25 protein-coding genes are annotated in these 19768 nt (G+C 61.4%); 14 read left to right on the top strand and 11 right to left on the bottom strand.

Annotated elements, in window-relative coordinates; genetic code table 11:
- The first annotated feature begins 103 nt into the window (after positions 1 to 103).
- The 8 genes from NKH52_RS08895 (at position 104) to pqqE (ending at position 5570) form a co-directional block, all read left to right on the top strand.
- Positions 104 to 628 (top strand): c-type cytochrome, methanol metabolism-related, encoded by a 525-nt coding sequence (locus tag NKH52_RS08895; protein ID WP_352729598.1) that lies wholly within the window; start codon positions 104 to 106, stop codon positions 626 to 628.
- Complete coding sequence (locus NKH52_RS08890; protein ID WP_127293377.1) at positions 600 to 1493, top strand: quinoprotein dehydrogenase-associated putative ABC transporter substrate-binding protein; 894 nt, start codon at positions 600 to 602, stop codon at positions 1491 to 1493. The genes NKH52_RS08895 and NKH52_RS08890 overlap by 29 nt, the downstream gene beginning before the upstream one ends.
- Positions 1490 to 2050, top strand: a complete 561-nt coding sequence (locus tag NKH52_RS08885; protein WP_352729596.1) for a PQQ-dependent catabolism-associated CXXCW motif protein — start codon at positions 1490 to 1492, stop codon at positions 2048 to 2050. The genes NKH52_RS08890 and NKH52_RS08885 overlap by 4 nt, the downstream gene beginning before the upstream one ends.
- A gap of 166 nt (positions 2051 to 2216) precedes the next feature.
- Positions 2217 to 2312 (top strand): coenzyme PQQ biosynthesis protein A, encoded by a 96-nt coding sequence (locus NKH52_RS35495; protein ID WP_013532074.1) that lies wholly within the window; start codon positions 2217 to 2219, stop codon positions 2310 to 2312.
- A 153-nt stretch (positions 2313 to 2465) separates the two neighbouring features.
- On the top strand, positions 2466 to 3404 hold the full coding sequence (gene pqqB, locus NKH52_RS08880) for a pyrroloquinoline quinone biosynthesis protein PqqB (protein WP_352552852.1): 939 nt from the start codon (positions 2466 to 2468) through the stop codon (positions 3402 to 3404).
- Positions 3401 to 4159 (top strand): pyrroloquinoline-quinone synthase PqqC, encoded by a 759-nt coding sequence (gene pqqC, locus NKH52_RS08875; protein ID WP_352729594.1) that lies wholly within the window; start codon positions 3401 to 3403, stop codon positions 4157 to 4159. Before pqqB ends, pqqC begins: the two co-directional genes overlap by 4 nt.
- Positions 4156 to 4452 (top strand): pyrroloquinoline quinone biosynthesis peptide chaperone PqqD, encoded by a 297-nt coding sequence (gene pqqD / locus NKH52_RS08870; RefSeq protein WP_127293383.1) that lies wholly within the window; start codon positions 4156 to 4158, stop codon positions 4450 to 4452. The genes pqqC and pqqD overlap by 4 nt, the downstream gene beginning before the upstream one ends.
- Positions 4449 to 5570 (top strand): pyrroloquinoline quinone biosynthesis protein PqqE, encoded by a 1122-nt coding sequence (pqqE, locus tag NKH52_RS08865; protein WP_352729591.1) that lies wholly within the window; start codon positions 4449 to 4451, stop codon positions 5568 to 5570. The genes pqqD and pqqE overlap by 4 nt, the downstream gene beginning before the upstream one ends.
- Positions 5571 to 5576: 6 nt before the next feature.
- On the opposite strand, the gene NKH52_RS08860 is transcribed toward pqqE, so the two are convergent.
- From NKH52_RS08860 to NKH52_RS08810, 10 genes are all read right to left on the bottom strand, one after another.
- Positions 5577 to 6542 carry a DUF3592 domain-containing protein gene (locus tag NKH52_RS08860; RefSeq protein WP_352729589.1) on the bottom strand — a complete coding sequence of 322 codons (966 nt, stop codon included), beginning with the start codon at positions 6540 to 6542 and terminating at the stop codon, positions 5577 to 5579.
- Between the two features lie 118 nt (positions 6543 to 6660).
- Positions 6661 to 7269: a class I SAM-dependent DNA methyltransferase gene (locus tag NKH52_RS08855; protein WP_352729587.1), complete on the bottom strand. Its 609-nt coding sequence runs from the start codon at positions 7267 to 7269 to the stop codon at positions 6661 to 6663.
- A 154-nt stretch (positions 7270 to 7423) separates the two neighbouring features.
- Positions 7424 to 8521, bottom strand: coding sequence for a glycoside hydrolase family 25 protein (locus NKH52_RS08850; RefSeq protein WP_502908016.1), 1098 nt, complete (start codon positions 8519 to 8521; stop codon positions 7424 to 7426).
- A 181-nt stretch (positions 8522 to 8702) separates the two neighbouring features.
- A complete protein-coding gene (locus tag NKH52_RS08840; RefSeq protein WP_352729582.1) occupies positions 8703 to 9491 on the bottom strand; it encodes a phosphodiester glycosidase family protein in 789 nt (262 codons plus the stop codon).
- Positions 9492 to 9567: 76 nt separating this feature from the next.
- Positions 9568 to 10440, bottom strand: coding sequence for an undecaprenyl-diphosphate phosphatase (locus NKH52_RS08835; RefSeq protein ID WP_352729580.1), 873 nt, complete (start codon positions 10438 to 10440; stop codon positions 9568 to 9570).
- A 189-nt stretch (positions 10441 to 10629) separates the two neighbouring features.
- Complete coding sequence (locus tag NKH52_RS08830; RefSeq protein ID WP_013532087.1) at positions 10630 to 10827, bottom strand: hypothetical protein; 198 nt, start codon at positions 10825 to 10827, stop codon at positions 10630 to 10632.
- A 184-nt stretch (positions 10828 to 11011) separates the two neighbouring features.
- Complete coding sequence (locus NKH52_RS08825) at positions 11012 to 11410, bottom strand: GFA family protein (protein ID WP_352729578.1); 399 nt, start codon at positions 11408 to 11410, stop codon at positions 11012 to 11014.
- Positions 11411 to 11607: 197 nt separating this feature from the next.
- Positions 11608 to 12564 (bottom strand): alpha/beta fold hydrolase, encoded by a 957-nt coding sequence (locus NKH52_RS08820; protein WP_352729576.1) that lies wholly within the window; start codon positions 12562 to 12564, stop codon positions 11608 to 11610.
- 43 nt (positions 12565 to 12607) lie between these two features.
- A complete protein-coding gene (locus NKH52_RS08815; protein ID WP_352729575.1) occupies positions 12608 to 13093 on the bottom strand; it encodes an SRPBCC family protein in 486 nt (161 codons plus the stop codon).
- 128 nt (positions 13094 to 13221) lie between these two features.
- On the bottom strand, positions 13222 to 13470 hold the full coding sequence (locus NKH52_RS08810; protein WP_013532091.1) for a ParB N-terminal domain-containing protein: 249 nt from the start codon (positions 13468 to 13470) through the stop codon (positions 13222 to 13224).
- Between the two features lie 197 nt (positions 13471 to 13667).
- Between NKH52_RS08810 and NKH52_RS08805 the strand changes: the two genes are divergently transcribed.
- Positions 13668 to 14105, top strand: coding sequence for an acyl-CoA thioesterase (locus tag NKH52_RS08805; protein WP_352729573.1), 438 nt, complete (start codon positions 13668 to 13670; stop codon positions 14103 to 14105).
- On the opposite strand, the gene NKH52_RS08800 is transcribed toward NKH52_RS08805, so the two are convergent.
- Positions 14093 to 15052, bottom strand: coding sequence for a LysR family transcriptional regulator (locus NKH52_RS08800; RefSeq protein WP_352729571.1), 960 nt, complete (start codon positions 15050 to 15052; stop codon positions 14093 to 14095). The genes NKH52_RS08805 and NKH52_RS08800 overlap by 13 nt on opposite strands.
- Before the next feature lie 136 nt (positions 15053 to 15188).
- On the opposite strand from NKH52_RS08800, the gene NKH52_RS08795 reads away from it, so the two are divergent.
- The 5 genes from NKH52_RS08795 to NKH52_RS08775 all read left to right on the top strand — a co-directional run bounded on the left by NKH52_RS08795 (position 15189) and on the right by NKH52_RS08775 (position 19768).
- Positions 15189 to 15971 (top strand): ABC transporter substrate-binding protein, encoded by a 783-nt coding sequence (locus NKH52_RS08795; RefSeq protein ID WP_352729569.1) that lies wholly within the window; start codon positions 15189 to 15191, stop codon positions 15969 to 15971.
- 64 nt (positions 15972 to 16035) lie between these two features.
- Entirely contained in the window at positions 16036 to 16683 is a 648-nt protein-coding gene (locus NKH52_RS08790) for an amino acid ABC transporter permease (RefSeq protein ID WP_127293405.1), read from the top strand.
- 12 nt (positions 16684 to 16695) lie between these two features.
- Positions 16696 to 17355: an amino acid ABC transporter permease gene (locus NKH52_RS08785; protein WP_352729567.1), complete on the top strand. Its 660-nt coding sequence runs from the start codon at positions 16696 to 16698 to the stop codon at positions 17353 to 17355.
- Complete coding sequence (locus tag NKH52_RS08780) at positions 17352 to 18116, top strand: amino acid ABC transporter ATP-binding protein (RefSeq protein WP_352729565.1); 765 nt, start codon at positions 17352 to 17354, stop codon at positions 18114 to 18116. The genes NKH52_RS08785 and NKH52_RS08780 overlap by 4 nt, the downstream gene beginning before the upstream one ends.
- An 8-nt stretch (positions 18117 to 18124) precedes the next feature.
- Positions 18125 to 19768, top strand: a complete 1644-nt coding sequence (locus NKH52_RS08775) for a N,N-dimethylformamidase beta subunit family domain-containing protein (RefSeq protein WP_352729563.1) — start codon at positions 18125 to 18127, stop codon at positions 19766 to 19768.

The following is a 19768-nucleotide window of genomic DNA, read 5'->3' as shown; positions in this document are numbered from 1 at the left end:
AGCCATGTCCGGGCTCTCGATTCGGTCACGCACCCAAAAACACCGATCAATGCCGGTCGCGACAGCAAAACCGTGTCCATGGGCAAATGAAGGAAGCGTTTGAATGTCCGTTCGCATTGTAATTTCGGCTTTGGTCCTGGCTCTGCTGCCTCTGGCAAGCTCAGGCGCCGCCCAGGCCGACGACAGCATGGAAAAAGCCAAGGCGGTAAAGGAAGAAGGCGGCAAGTATTTGGATGCGGATGGAAATCCGACCTACAAGATCGAAAACGGAACCGTCGATTGGTACACGTTCAGCGGCTACCGCCGGTATCACTCCGATTGCCATGTCTGCCACGGACAGGACGCGACAGGTTCGAGCTATGCGCCGGCTTTGGTCAACAGCCTGAAAACCATGGATTACGCCACATTCCTCTCGATCGTCGCCGAAGGCCGCAAGAATGTCGGCGGCGGCAAGGAAAACGTCATGCCCGCCTTTGGCGACAACAAGAATGTCTATTGCTACCTGGACGATCTCTACGTCTATCTGCGCGCGCGCGCGGATGGCGCGGCGCCCCGCGGAAGGCCGCCCAAGCACGAAGACAAGGCTCAGGCGGCGAAGGATGCCGAAGCATCCTGCATGGGTGGATGACATGATTGGCCGCGATGCATTGAAGCTGCGCGTCGTTCTGCCGATCCTCGGCACACTCGCCTTGCTGCCGTCGAACGCGCAGGCGCAAAGCGCCGGCCTTGGCGCGGCGGGAGAACTGGTCGACCCCGACATTCTGCGCGTCTGCGCCGATCCCTCGAATATGCCCTTCACCGACAAGAGCGGCGAAGGCTTCGAAAACAAGCTGGCCGAGCTGGTTGCCGCGAAAACCGGGCGCAAGTCCGTCTCCTACACTTGGTTTCCCACGATCACCGGCTTCGTGCGCAATACGTTGGGGGCCAACCGATGCGACATCATCATGGGCTATGCACAAGGCGATGAGCTGGTGCAGAACACCAACGCCTACTATCGCTCCGCCTATGTGCTGGTGCATCCGAAAAGCCACGATATGGAAGGTGTGGAAACGATCGAGGATCCCAGACTCACGGGCAAGACGATCGGCGTCGTTGAAAGCACGCCGCCAACCGCCAACATGGCCGCCAACAAGCTTTTGCGGACCGCCAAGATCTATCCGCTTGCGGTGGATACGCGCGTCACCCCATCCATGGGAGAGGTCATGATCAAGGACATGCTGGCACACAAGATCGATGCGGCGGTGCTGTGGGGACCGATGGCAGGTTACTATGCCAAGGAGCTCGGAGCTGATGTGACGATCGTTCCACTGGTGAAGGAAAAAACCGGCTCGCGCATGTCTTACCGCATCACCATGGGCGTACGTCCGTCCGACCAGGAATGGAAGCGGACGCTCAACCGGGTGATCAGGGAAAACCAGGCGGAGATCACCAGGATCCTGCTGAGCTATAACGTGCCGCTGATCGACGAACACGACAACCTGATTACCCAATGAATGGAAGGGAGACTATTTTCTTGCTGGTCGCCGCGAGCCTTCTGGGTCTGACCGAGCCGACATGGGCTGGCGATGTCGTCGAACCCAGCGGTTTCCGGATGGACGACTATCGGGCGCCGGTGCCGCGGACGCTGCAAGGCGCGAGGGTGGTGACGACGGTGGAAGCGGAAGCGCTGTGGCGAGCGAAAAAGGCGATCTTCTTCGACGTGATGCCGGACACGCCCAAGCCGGCCAATTTGCCGCCAGGAACCATATGGAGGGACAAGGTCAGAAATGACATTCCAGGCAGCACATGGCTGGCCAATGTGGGATACGGCGCTATTTCGCAGGAGACCGCCAGCTATTTTCGCCGAGGCCTCACGGCCAAGGCCGGGACGAACAAGTCGCGCGCGATTCTGTTCTACTGCATGACGAATTGCTGGATGTCGTGGAATGCGGCGAAACGGGCCGTCGAGTGGGGCTACAGTTCAGTAATCTGGTATCCGCTTGGCGCTGATGGGTGGGAAGATGCAAACCTGCCACTGGAGGAGAAAAAACCCTACGCCACGAACGATTGAAGTAAGGACTGCAATTATTCTCGATAGTTTGTTTTCAATTTTTCAAAACCTATTGTTTCATTTGTCCATTTTGAGACTTGATGGACGAGCCATTGCGTCGGTGCCCTGCAATGGTTGGCTAACGACAGGATCGGTCCCTTCGGGCTGGTATAAGAGGAGAAATGTCATGAAGAAGAACTGGAAAAAACCGACCATGTGTCAGGTTGCCGCTGGCTTCGAAATTTCACGGTATCTGCCTGCTGAAATTACTCCCAAGAAGTAGGCCGCAGAGGTGCGCGTCCCTGGCGACAGGGGCGCGCATCCCCTCGCCGCATGGGATTTTCGTGAAAGATTTTGACGCACGCAAAGCGTGCGAAGCGTTTTTTGTGACTGCAAATTGCCTGCAGGTCAGAGAAGCCGCCGTGCGGGCATTTTCATGCATTTGAAGATCATCGGATCGGCGGCGGGCGGCGGCTTTCCGCAATGGAACTGCAACTACCGTCTCAGTCGTGCGGCTCGCACCGGCATGGCCGGCGTACATTCACGAACCCAGTCAAGTGTCGCCGCCTCTGCGGACGGGTTCGGCTGGGTTCTTTTCAATGCCTCGCCCGACATTCGCCAGCAAATCGCTGCAACACCTGAACTGCAGCCTGCGGGCGATGCGCCGCTGCGCTCGACGCCTATTCGCGCGGTGGTGCTGACCAATGCCGATGTCGATCATATCGCCGGACTGCTCAGCCTGCGCGAACGGCAGCCTTTCGCCATCTATGCAACGGCGCAGGTTCTGGCGACGCTGGAGGCGAATTCGATTTTCAACGTTCTCGATCCAGCGCTTGTGCCGCGGCGCATCCTGCCGCCGACGAAAGAATTGGCCATCTGCGATGCAGAAAGCCGCGAGACCGGCGTAATGATCGAGCCCTTTCCGGTGCCCGGGAAGATAGCACTCTATCTGGAGGATAGAGACCATCCGGATGCCAATTTCAGCTCCGACGCAGGTGATACGATCGGAGTCCGAATCGCCGGGATCGGCAGCCGCGGCTCCGTCTTCTATATCCCAGGCTGCGCGCGCATCGATGCGCGCTTACGCGCGCGTCTCGCCGATGCCGCCTGTCTTCTGTTCGACGGCACGGTCTATACCGACGACGAGATGATCGTCGCCGGCGTCGGTCAGAAAACCGGCGCGCGCATGGGGCATCTGGCGATCTCGGGAGAATTGGGTTCGATCGCCGGCTTGGCCGATGTGAAGGTTAGCCGCCGTGTGTTCGTCCACATCAACAACACCAACCCCATCCTAGACGAGAACTCCGCCGAACACGCGGCGGTCAAGGCGGCAGGCTGGGAAATCGCAAGCGACGGTATGGAGATGGAATTTTGAGCGACTTCCGCGATGCAGCAAAAGGCGGACTCTCCACGAGCGCTCTCGAAGCCATATTGAGGCAGGTTGGCGCCGAGCGCTATCACAATCGCCATCCCTTTCACCACAGGATGACCAGCGGCGCGTTGTCGAAAGCCGAGATGAAGGCCTGGGCGCTGAACCGCTATTGCTATCAGGCGGTCATCCCGCGCAAGGATGCCATGATACTCGTACATGCCGAGGATCCAGCGTTTCGCGCCGCGTGGCGCAAGCGGATCGAGGATCATGACGGCGAGGACGGCTGGAGCGGCGGTATCGCGCGCTGGCTGCATCTGGCAACTTCGCTCGGCCTGGACGCCGAGGCCGTGAAGAGCGAAAGGCTGGCGCTGCCGGCGACGCGCTTCGCGGTGGGCGCTTACCTTTCCTTTTGTACAAACCGGACGCTGTTCGAGGCGGTCGCGTCGTCGCTGACCGAGATGTTCTCGCCACTCATCATCGGCGAGCGGGTGCCGGCAATGCTGGCCAAATACGACTACATCACCGAGGATACGCTGGCCTATTTCAAGCAACGGCCCGAACAGGCCTCGCGTGACGCCGACTTCGCCCTCGCCTACGTGCTCAGCCATGCCGATACGGCGGAGCGCCAGCAGCAGGCAATCGATGCACTGGTGTTCAAATGCGATATACTCTGGGCCATGCTTGATGCGCTTCAACACGCCTATGGCGAGCAGGGAAACATACCGCCCGGCGCCTTCCAGCCCGAGGCAGCCCTATGATGGCGCTGCGCGAAAGAGCCGTGGTGTCGCTGCGGTCGGTACCTTCGCTGCCGAAGCACGTGCGCATACAATACGACTCCGTGCGGCAGGCATTCGCCGTGCTTTCACCGGAAAAGATATTCTGGCCGAACGATGTCAGTCTCGACATATTGCGCCGCTGCGATGGACGGGCAACGGCACGTGATATCATTGCCGGCCTTGCCGCGGATTATGAGGCTGAACAGGAGGCCGTGGCGACCGACGTCATCGCCTTCCTGCAGGAATGGTCGGACAAGCTGCTGGTGAGGCTATGAGCACGCCCCTCCTCCCTCCAATCGGCATGCTGGCGGAACTGACGCATCGCTGCCCGCTGCAATGCCCTTATTGCTCCAATCCGCTCGAACTGCTGAAGGCCAATCGCGAACTCGACACAGAGACCTGGCTCGCCCTGTTCTCGGAGGCCGCCGATCTCGGAGTGCTCCAGGTGCATCTGTCCGGTGGCGAGCCGACACTGCGCCGCGACCTCGAGCAATTGATCGCCGGGCTTGCGGGGCGCGGCGTCTACACCAATCTGATTACCGCGGGCGTTGGCATCGTCGAGGGCCGTATCGAGGCATTTGCCGAAGCCGGTCTCGACCATCTGCAACTGAGCTTTCAGGGTGCGCGGCCGGCGACCACCGATCGCATCGGCAACCACAAGGGCGCTCACGAAAAGAAGCTGGAAACGGCACGCCGCGCGCGCGCTGCCGGTCTGCCCCTTACCATCAACGCACCGATCCACCGCCATAACATCGAGGAAGTGCCGGAATTCATCGATCTCGCCCTTTCGCTGGGCGCGGAGAGGCTCGAGATCGCCAATGTGCAGTATGCCGGCTGGGCGTTGACCAATCGCGATCAACTGATGCCCGAGCGTGAAGCGGTCGACAGGCAGGCGGAGATCGTCGCGGAGGCACAGGAGCGGTTGGCCGGCATCATCAACATCGATTTTGTGACGCCGGACTATTTCGCGATCTATCCCAAGCCGTGCATGGGCGGCTGGGCGCGTGACGCCTTCATGGTGACGCCTGACGGCACCGTACTGCCCTGCCATGCCGCACAGACGATCCCGTCGCTCAGCTTCGAGCGTTTCGAACCACGCAGGCTGTCCTCGATCTGGGCCGATTCGCCGGCGTTCAATGCCTTTCGCGGCACCGACTGGATGCAGGAGCCGTGCCGCAACTGTGACCGACGCGAGATCGACTGGGGCGGTTGCCGCTGTCAGGCGATGGCGATCGCCGGCGATGCCGCTGCAACGGACCCGGCTTGCGCGAAATCACCGATCCATGCTCGCATGGCGATGCTGATCGACGAAGCCAAGCGCATTGCCACAACTCCTTCGAGAGAAGAATCATTCGTCTACCGGCGGATCGGTGCCGTGACCGAATCCGCCTGACCAGTGTCATACCAGCCCGACCAGAAAGGCAGCGCCGCCGAGAAAGGCGCAAGAGCAGACCCACAGCAACCAAAGTCCCCGTACCCGGCATTCGAGCACCGCCGAGCCGGGGTTGGCGGGGTCATAGTGCACGTCGACCTTGCTGCCTTCGACATACTGCCGTGCCTGGCCGCCGACGAGGCCGGGCAACGAAGCCGTTACGGTTCCGCCGAAGGTCACACGATCGGCGCTGTAGCGCTGGCCGGCTACGTCATAGGAGTAGACGATGCGGGATTTGAAGACGGTGCGCCAGCGACCATAGCCTGAATGGTTTCGGAGCGCCTGCAGGCCTGAGGTTTCGATGCGGCCGGCCGCGATCGGCCATTTTGCCGCCTGTTCGGCCAACGATTTTTGGGCAAAACCCATGCGCAGGATGAACAGACCCATGAACAGCAGCAGCGCTCCCGCGCCGAGATTCTGCGGCTTGGGCAAATGCGGCCCGATTGCCTCCAAAACACCGCTGACGGAAAACACCAGCACAACCGCACCGATCACCAATCCTGCCGAGAGTTGGACCATGAACCTGAAGGCGCCGTCCGGCAGGGTGCGCTCGATCACCGCTTTGCTCGGATCGGCCGGATTGTAGAAGACAGTCACCTCCGCGCCACGGGGAAACTGGGCAAGGGTCTCAGTGACTTCGAAATTTCCCAAATTCTCCCTCACGCTGTAGCGCGAGCTTTGAAATTTCTTACCGCCGACCTTGTATTCGAAGGTGATCGCCGGAAAATTGCGCATTTCGGTGGTATCGGTGCTGTCCGAACCAACGCCCGAGTTTCTCACTTCACGTGCTTCGACGCGCGAGGAAATGATCTTTCCCGGCGTCGGCAGCCAGCGGCTGAGCGCTTTCACCTCTCGCCATTTCATGAAGGTGATGAACGACAGCGCGCCCGCGACCACGCAGGCAAAGCCGACAAGCATGATCTTGAGTTCCAACTCGTCTCCCCCCAGGAGTGCAGGAACCCGCACATAGACAGCATGGCGGCGGCAATGTCTTGCTTATTCGCGAAATCTGAAAAGGCTGGGCAGCGCAAACGGCAACAGCCACGCCGCGTCATGCAGGCTTCACGGCCAGAAACGTGTTCCATTCCTCGCTATTGCGGCCGACGTTGAAATCGTCCCTGATGAGGATCAGCCCGGCGCCTTCGAGACGGGCCGCGAAGTCGTCCCTGCGCCAGTAGACCATGTGATATTCGCCTGAGGTCTCGCCGTCGCCATTGCGCATCGAGACGAGGAAGGCGCCGCCCGGGCGCAGCGACCCGGCTATCTTGGCAAGCACCTGGTCGGTCTCGTCGCGAGGCACATGGATGAGGACGCATAGGGCCAGGACCGCGTCGTAGGGGCCGCCGAGATCATCGGTGATGAGATCGAGCAACTCGCCATGCTTGCCACGCGCGGCCTGCAGTTCCAGAAACCGCTTGGTCGCGTCGGTGCGCCGCACCGTGACGCCCAAAGTCTCCAGAAAATCCGCGTCGTATCCAGCTCCGGATCCGACTTCCAAAATCCGGCCGCCTGCACCGGCGATTGCCACCAGGCGCTTCAGCGATGCCTGCTCTCTCTCATTGGGAACATGGCGCACGATGGCATCATATTGTTCCGCATAATCCTCGTAAGCGCTGATCGTTTGACGGCTCTGCGCCAGAGCCTCCGATGACACACCCATCTTTCCCTCCCATGCGTCCATGTCGGTCAAAGGGCCGGACACTTTCCTCAGCGAATGCTGCCGGCGGAAGCGTGTCCGTCGAGCAGTCCGATATCGCGCTTGCCCAGACCGCGGGCATCAGGCAGAGCGAAGCGCGTCGGGACTGACGACTGTCTCAGTTGGCGTCGGCTACCGTCTGCCGGCCGCCGGCCCAGGCGCGCCATTGCCGTTCGTCGCCATGGAAGACATTGAGATCTATGCGGCCGGTGACGCCATGCGACAGGCCGGAGCCGGAATACTGCCAGAACAGCCATTTGCGGCCGGGATAGACCTTTGACGGATGCTGGGCCACGGCACGCAGCCAGAACGGATAGTCGAGGAATTCGCCCCTGAGATTGTCGCGGTAGAAATCGGGCGCGGTGTAGATGATGGGACGCTGGCCGTAATGGCGCTCCAGTCTGTCCATGAACACCTGCATCTTCTCCAGCACCTTTTCGCGCGACGGCCGGCGCTTGCAGCTGGACTCGCCGTTCCACTCGACGTCTATCACCGGCGGCAGCGCGCCTTCGATCCTGGGCACGTTGCGGATGAACCAGTCGGCCTGCTCGCCGGCCGTGCGGCACCAGTAGAAGAAATGATAGGCGCCGCGCTTCAAGCCGGCGGCGTCGGCGTTGCGCCAGTTTTTCATGAACATCGGATCGAGGTGGTCGCCACCGTCGGTCGCCTTGATGTAGGCGAAGTTGGCGCCCTGGGCGCGCAGCTTGTCCCAATTCACGTTGCCTTGCCAACGCGAGACGTCGACGCCGTGCACTGCAAGGCGGCGAGGCGAAGCCTTGCCGAAATTGATAGGCTTGGCATCACGAAAACCGTAACGGGTAAGCGGCCCGGCAAGCATGGCCGGTGCCGCGCGGGTCAACAGCTTGGGCGGCGACACCAAGGCTGCCGGCTCGACCGGCAGCCCGCCGACATCAGGCACTTGGGGATCAGGCTCGTCGGGCGCGGCAAACACCCCCGTCTCTTCCTCCTCCGCCAAGCCGAACGGGCGCGTTTTTTCCCCCGGACCGTTGTCAGACATGGGAGCCAATTCGGCTCTTGCCCCCCTGTTACCCCTTGCCGCCGGAGCAGCGGCGATCGGTGCCGGCGGCCGGATCACGGAACTGGTGGTCTCGTTGGACGGTTTCTGCAAATCCAGCGCATCGACGCCGGCCGTCGACGAGCAGCCGGCAAGGCATAGTGATGCGATCAAAAAACTGACGACGCCCGGAATCCGCATCTGGACCTGTACTCAAAACACAACAGACCGAGGGCAAAACGACAGCCAACGGACAAACCGGATCAGTTATGAATGAGAAATTACCAATAAAGTTTGAATCAATTTTTTTCACGTAGGCCAAACAGCGAAATCTGGCTCTCCGTGCAAGGGATCGGCCAGCCTTGTGGGGTCGGCAAAGTCGCTAGGGCTTCCTGAAAACGCCGATCATCGGCCCCAGATCCCAGTAGTCGTCATTGCGGCCGATGGCAGGCGCAAACAGGCTTGATATCGTGCCGTCGAGGAACAGCGCGTTGTCGCAGCCTAGCGCGTCGCGGAAAAGACGGGCGAAGGCATGGAAGGTCACCGTGCCGTTCGAAATCGCGAAGACCGCGACGCCATCCTTGCGCACCCCGACACCATCGCGAGTTTTTCGCGAGGTGCCGTCAGCCTGGAATTTAGGATGCAGCTTACCGTCGATCACCAGCATCGGCCCCGATTGCGTCGCATAGTCGACGGTCGGGCGCCTTTTCACGAAATCCCTGGTGGCACGGACCGCGGCCTTGCCGTCGCGCATGTAGAAAATGCCGTTCGGCTGCAGGGAAAAATTGCCGCTTCCCGATCCCGTTTTCACCGAGGCCATCTCCTGGCCACGCTCGACATAGAGGCCGACCGGCGCGAGGTTCGGGTGATACATGCCGGCATTGATGCCGAACAGCATCGTACGCCCGGCCGCTTGCTGAGCGGCATGGAGATTGTGCAGCGATTGAAACGGCTTGCCCGCCGGATTCTTCCAGAACAGCTCGAGCTGATATCGTTTGGGATCGACCTCACAAACGAGATAGCTGGTCGCCTCGAAGGTGAAGTCCCGGCATGGCGGCAGTGAGGCGACCCACTGGCCAAATCCCATGCCAAATGCCGCCACCGACGGCAGTGCGCCCTTGGCCAATGCCAGCAGCAACGGCAATGATTGCAAGAGGGTCAGGAAATCCATGCGCTTACCGGAATCGAAGTTCGAGGTCCGGTACGGATATAACCCGTTTCAAGCGATACTGTGAAAGGCGCCGGACTTAGGCAAGCCATCCCATGGCGACGCTCAACAACAAGACGATGCCGAGCAAGCCGCGATAGATGACGAACGGCCAAGCCGAGAAACGCTCCAGCACGTGCATCAGCCCCCATATGGCGAAGAAGGCGGAGATCGAGGCGACGACCAGCCCGACGGCGAGGACCGACCAGCCATGGGTGTCGAGATGGACCTTGTGCAATTCCCAGAGTTCCTTGAGGCCGGCGAGTGCGATGGCAGGCAGCCCAAGCAGGAACGAGAAGCGCGCCGCCTCGGCCCGCTTGAAGCCGAGCCCCAGTGCCGCCGTCAGGGTCGAGCCCGAGCGCGAGACGCCGGGGATAAGCGCGCCGATCTGAGCGACGCCAACAAGCAGCGCGTCAGTCAGCGACGCTTCGCCCATGCTGCGCCGGTGGCGGGCAAAAATCTCGGCCAGCGCCAGCAAGATCGCCATCGCGATGCAGGCCCAACCGATCACCGTCAGGCTGCGCAGCGGCGAATTGCAGGCATTGAGCACGCCCGATAGCGCCACGCCGGCGATGACGATCGGGATTGTCGCCAATATGATCCAGAGCGCCAGCCGGAAATGCCGGTCAGCGAAATCGCGCCGCGCCAGCGCGTCGAGCGAGCCAAACAGGATATCCCTGACATCACTCCAGAAATAGCTGACCACCGCGGCAAGGGCCGCGAGCTGCATGGCGGCGGAGAAGGCCGAGCCAGGATCCTGCCAGCCGAGCACGGCCGGCACGATGCGCATATGTGCAGTCGAGGAAATCGGCAGCAGTTCGGTGATGCCTTGCACCACGCCGAGGAACGCCACCTTGGCGAACCCCAGGCCGACGAAGCCCGTGTCCAGGCCCTGTGTGCAGATATCGGCCAAAATCGAATTCCGTGCATGAGAGATCGGAGTTGCGTGGACCGACCATCGGCCAATCCCGAGCAAGCCTTACCGTCATGGGCCGGATAATCAATTTACGGATTTGTAAGCTGGCGCGCCGAAGTGCACGCCGTTCGAAACCCGGCCCACCTTGGGCCCGGCCTGAGATACACAGGGAAAATCGCAAAGCGACTACGGGCAGAGCCAGAGTTTCTGGCATGTCCTGGCGATCACATGCGCCGGCGGCACTTCGGGCTCATCGGTCGAAGGCCGGCGAGCCCGTTCGAGCAGCATGCGCACCTGTTCTGGACGCACACGATCGCGCTCCATCACAAGCAGGACCATCGGATCGCTCAAAAGCTCGTCCAGGGTGCTGATGCTGTCGTTCATCCGTCGTCTCCTCGAATGCCGTACCCGCGACCCTTAAATAGGACGACAAAGATGGCTCGCCAATGACGCTTTGCCGGCTATCTCGTGTCGATTTGGATTAAATTTCGGCCATGGTTGCGCTCTTCCTTCTCGCTGGCGTACCGCATCGATCCACCTTCTCCCACAGCAAGGGGAAAGGGGAAAATTAGCCTGGCGGAGGGGCGCCTTCGTATTTCGGCAGGCTGTCATCGAGCACCACCCAGGGCTGCTTCGAGGCGGTGAAAATATGCATTTCCGGGTTGAAAACCGTGGGATCGTCGAGCGAACCGGTGGTGATGCCGATGATATCAGCGGAATCACGCCGGGAGAACATCGTCGTGCCGCAGCTCGGGCAAAAGCCGCGCTTGAGATCCGGCGAAGAGTTTATGGTCGCCAGCGGCCCGTCGATCGTCACGTCGTCGATGCGAAACAGGACGCGTGCGTTGAAGGCGGCGCCGATCGCCTTCTGGCAAACCCGGCAGTGGCAGACGCGTTCGTTGATGGGGGCCGCGTCCGCGCGGTAGCGCACCGCCTTGCACAGGCATCCTCCGTCATATCTTGCCATTGTCCGGATCGATCCACTGGTGGGGGAGAATAGGCGCGCAAGGTATCGGCGGGGCCGATTGGGTCAATTGAAAAGCTTTGATGCAACGTCATCGCTTATGCTGATGCGAGTGGGGCTGAAGTCATGACGCCGAAAGCCGTCATGGCGGCCGCATAACGATCCGCCGGCTGCCCGCCAACAACCGGCGGCCTTGGCGTTCACTCCGTTTCGCCAACGACCTCGTCCCAGGTTTTGACCTTGGTCTGGCCGTTGAGGAACGGCAGCGCGGCGGCCGTCAGTTCGGGGGCGAAGAAAGTGTCGTAGTGGGTGCGGTTGGGCAGGATCGCCAGGCGGTTCTGCGACAGGTTCTCGCGCATCCAGCCGGCGTCCTTCAGCCCGCCGCCGAGCATCTGATAGAATTTGATCTCGTGTTCGGGCTTGTACATATCGCTGTCGCCATAGACCAGCATGACAGGCATCTTCAGCTTGGCGACGTCGGCCGAGTAATCGCGGTTCTGACGCATGAAGTTGCCCAGCGCATCGAGGAGCTTCGGGAACTCCTCCGGATGCGGCGCCACCGCGACGTAGGATTTGTACATCGGCGTGTCTTTCATGAACTCAGCCGCGGCCGCGCTCACCTGCGCCTGCTGCGGGCGCATCTCGTCATAGAAGCCGTCCGTGGCGTAGCCGGTCGATACCAGGACGAGGCGGCGCACCGCTTCGGGATGCTGGACGGCTATGCGGAAGGCGACGCCGCCGCCCAGCGAATAGCCCATGACATCGACCTGGTCGTAACCGAGCGCCTTGACGATGGCGGCCATGTCGTCGCCCATCGCTTCCACGGTGAATGGTCGGTCACCCAGCGCGGTGCGACCGTGACCCTGCAGGTCGACGCCGATGACGGTGCGGTTTTCGGCAAGTTTCGGCAGGATCGGCGCGAACATATCCGTGGTGCCGAGACCGCCATGCAGCAGAAGCAGCGGCTCGCCCTTGCCATAGATGGCATAATAATAATTCAGGCCGTTGATCGGCAGCAGGCCAGACTTTTCCGGCTTCGGCAGTGCGTTCGTCTCAGTCGTCATGGCGGGTTTTGTCTCCTCCGCATTGGTGGTGCCTGGGCAGCCAACGAGCGCTACAACCGAAGCAAGAATGGCGAAAAACAGGGTTTTGGACATATCGATCTCCTCTCGTCCTGCCGGTATCAGAGCGTCATGCGGATCAAAGCGTTTTGGCGAGTTCTTCGAGCTGGTCGGCGCACTGTCCCCAACCCTCGTGGAAACCCATCTTCTCATGCTGTTCGCGGTCGGCGACGCTCCAGTGCCTGACCCGAGCGATGTAGCGCGTCTTGCCGTTGCCCTCGTCCTCGAAGGTCAGCACGACGGTCATGAACGGCTTCTCCGAAGGCTGCCAAGCCTCTGTGTAGGCATCGGTGAAGACGATCTTCCTGCCGGGAACGACTTCGAGGAAGACTCCCGGGTTGGGGAATTCGTTGCCGTCCGGGCTAGCCATAACGACAAGGCTCGAGCCGCCGGTACGCACATCCATCTCGGCGCGCGGCGTCGTCCACGGCTTTGGCGAGAACCAGCGCGTGATCAGTTTCGGATCGGTCCAGCAGCGATAGACGTTCTCACGCGGCGCATCGATGATGCGGGCCAGAACCAGTTCACGGTCGTTGGTGGGGGCGATGTCGAGCTTGATGGTCATGATGGCGTCCTGCGTTTGATCTGCTTCCGTCCCAAGGACGAGCCGATGAACCGCAAACCGACATCGTCCGCGAAAATTTTGCGATGACGTCCCTGCTCCGCGTCGGTCCGTGGGGAACGAAGGAAGTGTCAGTGGCGCTTGGCTTGCACCAGATAAGCCTCGATTTCGGTCTCGCCGAGCCACTTTGCCGCTTCCAGCCGGTGCAGGCCTTCGACGAGGATGTGGCGTTTGCCGTCATGGCGGACCTGGATCGGCGTCTTCATGCCGTTTTCCAGAATGTCCTCGGCCAGATGGCGGACGGTCTCGGGATGCAGCGTCTTCTTGCGCGCTGTCGGCACGTAGATCTCGTCGACTTTGACCTTTTGCACTCTGAGCATTCCGACCCCCGTGGCGGAAACGCCGCCTGCCCTGAGATAGTCCGTTTGATGGAGGCGACCAAGGGTGCGGCTAACGAATACGAAGCGCGAAGGCCTTTGTCGGTTCGAAGATGCCAACAGCAGACCGTTTGCCTGTCGGCTTGCGTTTCGATATTGCGTCTGCGCGATCGTCAACGGCCACGGAGGCAAAAATCCCCATGAGCAAACCTCTCGTCACCTTTGTCGGCGTCGCCCATCCCTGGATGTGCGATGTGATGGGGCACATGAATGTGCGTCACTACGCAGCCATGTTCGACGATGCCAGTTTTCAGCTTCTCGGACATATCGCCGGACAGGACGACAACCAGGCGTCCCAAATCGGATGGGCCGACGTGCGCACCGAAATCGACTATCGGCATGAAACGAAAGCCGGCGCGCTCGTCACCATCCGCTCGGATGTCGTGAAGATCGGCCGCACCTCCATCACCTTCGAACAGGTGATGTCGGGCTCGCTCGACGGCATCTTCCATGCGTCGAGCCGGACGACCAGCGTGCGCTTCGACCTTGCAGCGCGCACCTCGGTCACTCTGGACGAGCCTATGCGCACCCGCGCGGCGGCCTTCCTGATTGGAGCGAAGACCAGTCAGCCTTTGTAGATGCGGTCCTCGACCGGCGTCTCGGCAATCAGCGTCTGCAGCCCTGACAGCAGCGCCTTCTCGGCGCGGTTCATCACCTTGTCGGGATTGACCAGCAGGAAGATGTCAATCGCCGGCGGCGCATCGTAGGGCGGCAGCCGCCAAAGCGTGCCGTCCGCCACATCGCGCCGCGCGACGTGCAGCGGCAGCGGGCCGATACCGAGGCCGGCAACGATCATGCGCCGCACTTCTTCCAGGCTGGAGGACACGCCGACGACATCGGCGTTCAGCCGGGCCTCGCTACGCAACAGCGCGACCGGCCGCAGCGCGTCCGAAATATGGTCAGTCTGGAACGACACGGAGGGTTCATCCCTGAGATCGGCCAGCGTCAATCCGGTTTGCCCATAGAGCCTGTGTTGCGGCCCACAGAAGAAGCCGAAGAATTCGCGATAGACCATTGCGTATTCCAACGCCGGATCGCGCTGACTGACAAGGCAGATGCCGAAGGAGGCGCGGCGCTCCCTGACCTGCTTGGCGACTTCGGTGCTTGCCGCGACCGAAATGGTGATGCTGGCGCGCGGGTAGTTGCGATGGAATTCCGCCAGCGCCTGATCGAACAGTGGCGACACGACATGGCTGGCTGTCGCGATCATCACATGGCCGGTGACGTCGTCGCTGATGCCGCGCATCAGCAGCGGCAGCTGCGATATGGTGCCGAACACCTCGACGCTCTGCTCATAGAGGAGCCGCCCGACCTCGGTGAGTTCGAAACGTGTCGCGTCGCGCTCGACCAGCCGCCGGCCGATCCGGTCTTCCAGCCGCCGCAGAGCATTGCTGACGCTGGGCTGCTTGAGGTTCAGCCGCTCGGCGGCGCGGGTGATGCTCTTCACTTCCGCGATGACGACGAACGTCCTCAGAAGATTCCAGTCCAGATCCCAGACCAATCGTTCGGGGCGCGGCAAAGCCATTCCTGATATCTATGCTCCCTATTTCCATTATCTATTTGCGCAATGATACCGCAAAGGCAATCATTGAACACAGGAAAGCGTCTGCACGCCTCCCAAGAACAAGACCGTACGCTCCATCCAGAGGACAAGAACTCAAATGAACAGAGTATTTTCCGGCATCGCCGTTGCGGCCCTGCTGCTTGCGTCGACGCTCACGACCGTTTCGGCCAGGGCCGACGATCTCGAGAAGATCAAGGCGGCGGGCGAGCTGAAGATTTCCATGAGCGGCCAGTATCCGCCCTTCAACTTCGTCAACGACCAGAATGAAGTCGTCGGCTTCGACGCCGATATCGGCAAGGCCATCGCCGAGCGCATCGGCGTCAAGGGCACTATCATCACCACGGCCTGGGACGGCATCATCGCCGGCCTGCTCGCCGACAAATACGACACCGTCGTCGGCTCGATGACGATCACGCCCGAGCGTGAGAAGGTGGTCGATTTCGTTGGACCGTACTACCACGCCGGCCGCGCCGTTTTCGTCAACGAGAAGTCCAAGGTGCAAAGCCTCGACGACCTCAAGGGCAAGACCCTTGGCGTGACGCTGGGCGAAACGCATGAGAAATGGGCGCGCGAAAAGGGCGGCTGGGATATCCGCACCTACAAGGGGCTGCCGGAACTGCTGCTGGAGTTGAGGGCTGGCCGCGTCGATGCGATCGTCGTCGACAATATTCCGGTCATGGTTGCCGTCAAGGAGACGGGCGAGAAGGTCCGCAAGCTCAACACGCCCGACATCGAAGGCGGCGCCGTCGCCATCGGCATCGCCATCCGCAAGGACAATCCTGAGCTGAAGGCCGCCATGCAGAAGGCGCTGGACGACATGCTGGCGGACGGCAGCTACGAAAAGATCTCGATGAAGTGGGTCGGCAGCGACATCCGCTGATCGCTCCTGGCTTCAGGCGGCTGAAACCGCCTGAAGCCGAGCGTCCCTCCCGCAGGACCATCTCATGGATTTCTCCTTGATGCAGCGTGTCTTCCCGTTCTTCGTGGAAGCCGCTTTGGTGACGATCGAGATCACAGTGCTGGCCCTGATCCTGGGCCTTGCGGCTGCGGCACTGGCCGCGGCCGCCAAGATGTCAAAATCGGCAATCCTGCGGACCATCGGCACGCTCTATGTCAGCCTGTTTCGTGGTACGCCGTGCCTGATCCAGCTCTTCGTGCTCTATTTCGGCGGCCCGCAGATCGGCATCAATCTGGAGCCGTTCGCAGCCGGCGTCATCGGCCTCGGCCTCAACATCGGCGCCTATATGGCGGAATCGATCCGTGGTGCGCTGGTCGCGGTCGACCGGGGCCAGACCGAGGCTGCCCGCACAATCGGCTTCAGCCGTTTCCAGACGCTGCGCAAGGTCGTGCTGCCGCAAGCGGCGCGGCTGATGATCCGGCCGCTCGGGGTCAATACGGTTGCTTTGCTGAAGGGATCAGCACTTGTGTCGACCATATCGGTCGTCGAACTGACCTACACCGCCCAGCGCTTCATCGGCTCCACCTATAAGCCGTTCGAGATTTTTGGCGTTGCAGCCCTGCTCTACATGATCATGGTCTACGCGGTCGCACGGGTCGTCGACCTGCTCGACAAACGCTTTGCCATCGTCTGACCGGAGAGCACGATGCAAGGTTTGGATTTCACCGTCGTCGCGCCCTATTGGGACCTTCTGTTGATTGGCGCCTGGTGGACCGCGGTGCTGACCGTTTCGGCGGGCGCACTCAGCTTCATCGGCGGCATCCTGTTCGCTGTCATCGTGCTCTACGCTCCGAAGACCGTTGCCTATCCCGTGCGCGCCGTCATGTGGGTATTCATGGGTACGCCGCTGCTGCTGCAGCTGTTCCTGATCTATTTCGGCCTGGTGCAGATAGGCATCGACATTCCCGCTCTCGCCGCCGGCATTGTCGGGCTTGGCCTGCATTTTGCCGTCTACAATGCCGACATCATCCGCGCCGGCATCGTGGCCGTCGATGTCGGCCAGACGGAGGGTGCGCGCAGCATCGGCTTCGGCAAGTGGCAGACGCTGCGCCATGTCGTGATACCGCAAGCCATTCGCAACACCGCGCCGCCGATCGGCGGCAATCTGATCGCGCTGCTGAAGGAATCCTCCATCGTCTCGGTCATCGGCATCGCCGAGCTGGTCCATTCGGCCCAGTTGGCGATCAGCGAAACGTTCCGGCCGTTCGAGTTCTACATCACGGCAGCGGCGCTTTATTACATTCTCAACCTCGTATTAGAGGCGGTTCTGCGTCGATTTGAAAGACATGTGGAGGTTTCCCGATGAGCACGCAGCGGCCAATGGTCGAGGTTCGCGGCGCGCGCAAATCCTTCGGCGCCACCGAAGTTCTCAAGGGCATAGACCTGTCGGTCGATCGCGGGCAGATCGTCGCGATCATCGGGCCGAGCGGCTCCGGCAAGAGCACGCTGCTGCGCTCCATCAACCATCTGGAATCCCTGGACTCCGGTGAAGTCTGGCTCGACGGCGTGCAGGTCAACCAACCTTTGCACGGCCAGGCTTTTGAGCGGCACATCAACAAGGTGCGCCAGCAGATGGGCATGGTGTTTCAGCACTTCAACCTGTTCCCGCATCTGACCGTGATCGAGAACATTTCCATGGGACCGATCATCCTCAAAGGCATGACCAAGAGTGACGCGCATGCGCTTGCGCATGGCCTTTTGTCCAAGGTCGGGCTCGCCGACAAGATCGACGCCTATCCCTCACGGCTTTCGGGCGGCCAGAAGCAGCGTGTGGCGATTGCCCGTGCGCTGGCCATGCAGCCCAAGGTGATGCTGTTCGACGAAGCCACCTCGGCGCTCGACCCGGAACTGGTCGACGAAGTCAACGCGGTGATGAAACAGCTTGCCGCCGAACACATGACCATGCTCATCGTAACGCATGAGATGCGCTTTGCCGGCGAAGTGGCCGACAGGGTACTGTTCATGGATGGCGGCGTGATCGTCGAGGAAGGCCCGCCGGGCGACATGTTCCGCGCGCCGCAGAAGGAACGCACGCGCAGCTTCCTCAAGAAATATCTTTCCGCCTGAGTAAGACCATGACCAGACCAAACACGGAATTCCCCGATTTCGGACTGACGCCGGAGCAGCGCCGCCACGCGGTGCGTGGCCACTATTACGAATGGCCTGGGATGGACGGCGAGCGCGGCGAGATCTGGTGCTACAGCGACCGGTTTTCCTATCGCGCCGGCGAGACGGTGGCGCTGCATGTCAGTTCGACAGCTGCGACGTTCGGCATGACGATCATCCGGGATGGCGGCAGCGAGACCAAAGTGTTCGAGAAATCGAGCATCGCGGCGCGCTGGCAGGAAAGTCCGGACCAATGTTCGGCTGAAGGCTGCGGCTGGGACGTATCCTTCGAATTTCGCGTCGGGGCGGATTGGCCGTCCGGCGCCTATCGGGTCACGCTGACCGCCGACGGGCGCGACGGCAAGCCGATCCAATGCCACCATGTTTTTATCGTCAGCCCACAGCCGGGCCGTAAACCCGGCCGTGTGCTGCAGGTGGCTGCGACAGGCACATGGCTGGCCTACAACACCTGGGGCGGCTCCAACCACTACCAGGGCATCACCGGGCCGGATCGCAACCAGTATTCGCCCATCGTGTCGACGCAACGCCCCTGGTGCCGCGGCTTCGTCGTGCTGCCGAAAGACGCGCCGCGCGTGCCGCTGGAAGTCGCCGTGCCACCCAAGACGATCCCCCGCTATCCGCATATGGAATGGGCGCTCGCCACAGGCCATTCGAAGAAATACGCCTCTTCGGGCTGGGCCAGCTATGACAGCCATTTCTTCCGCTTCGCCGAACAGGCCGGCTATGGCGTCGATCTCATCAGCCAGCACGATCTGCATTTTTCGCCCGAAATTCTCGACGGCTACGACTGTGCCGTCTTCGTCGGCCATGACGAATACTGGACCTGGGAAATGCGCGATGCCGTCGACGCCTATGTCGAGCGCGGCGGCCATGCGGCGCGCTTCGCCGGCAATTTCATGTGGCAGACGCGGCTGGAAGACGAGGCCCGCCGGCAGGTCTGCTACAAATATCGCGCGCGTGCCGAAGACCCCGCCTATCTCCCAGGCGGCGACATCACCCGCGCCACCAACTCCTGGGAAGCGCCGGAAATCGGCCGGCCGGGTTCGGCGACCTTCGGGCTCAACGCCACGCGCGGGGTTTATACCGGTTGGGGCGGTTGCGCGCCGCGCGGCGTGCGTGGCTTTCCGGTCTACCGGCCGGAGCACTGGGCCTTTGCCGGCACCGGCATCTATTATGGTGACCTGCTGGGCTCCGACAGCCATGTCTATGGCTATGAAGTCGATGGGCTCGACTTCGAGATACGCGGCGGCCTGCCCTACCCCACGGAGACCAGCGGCGCGCCAGACGGCCTGCAGGTTCTCGCGGTCGGCATGGCATCCCAGGTCGAGGAAAGCGCCGACATTCCGATCGAGGATCAGTTCCTCACCGACGAAGACGGCCGCTTCACCGCCGAAACACTGTTCGGAGAGGCGAGCGACGCCAATCTGGAAAAGGTCAAACGCGGCAATGGCATGATCGTCAATTTCCCGCGCGGCAAGGGCGAGGTGTTCCACGCCGGAAGCTGCGAATGGGTCGCCGGCCTGCTAAGACAGGACCCGATGGTCGAACGCGTCACAAAAAATGTCCTCGATCGTTACCTCGGAAAGCCCTGA

This window comes from Mesorhizobium sp. M1066 (assembly GCF_040318635.1).
Taxonomy (GTDB): Bacteria; Pseudomonadota; Alphaproteobacteria; order Rhizobiales; family Rhizobiaceae; genus Mesorhizobium.
This window is presented reverse-complemented; position numbering and strand designations above follow the sequence as displayed.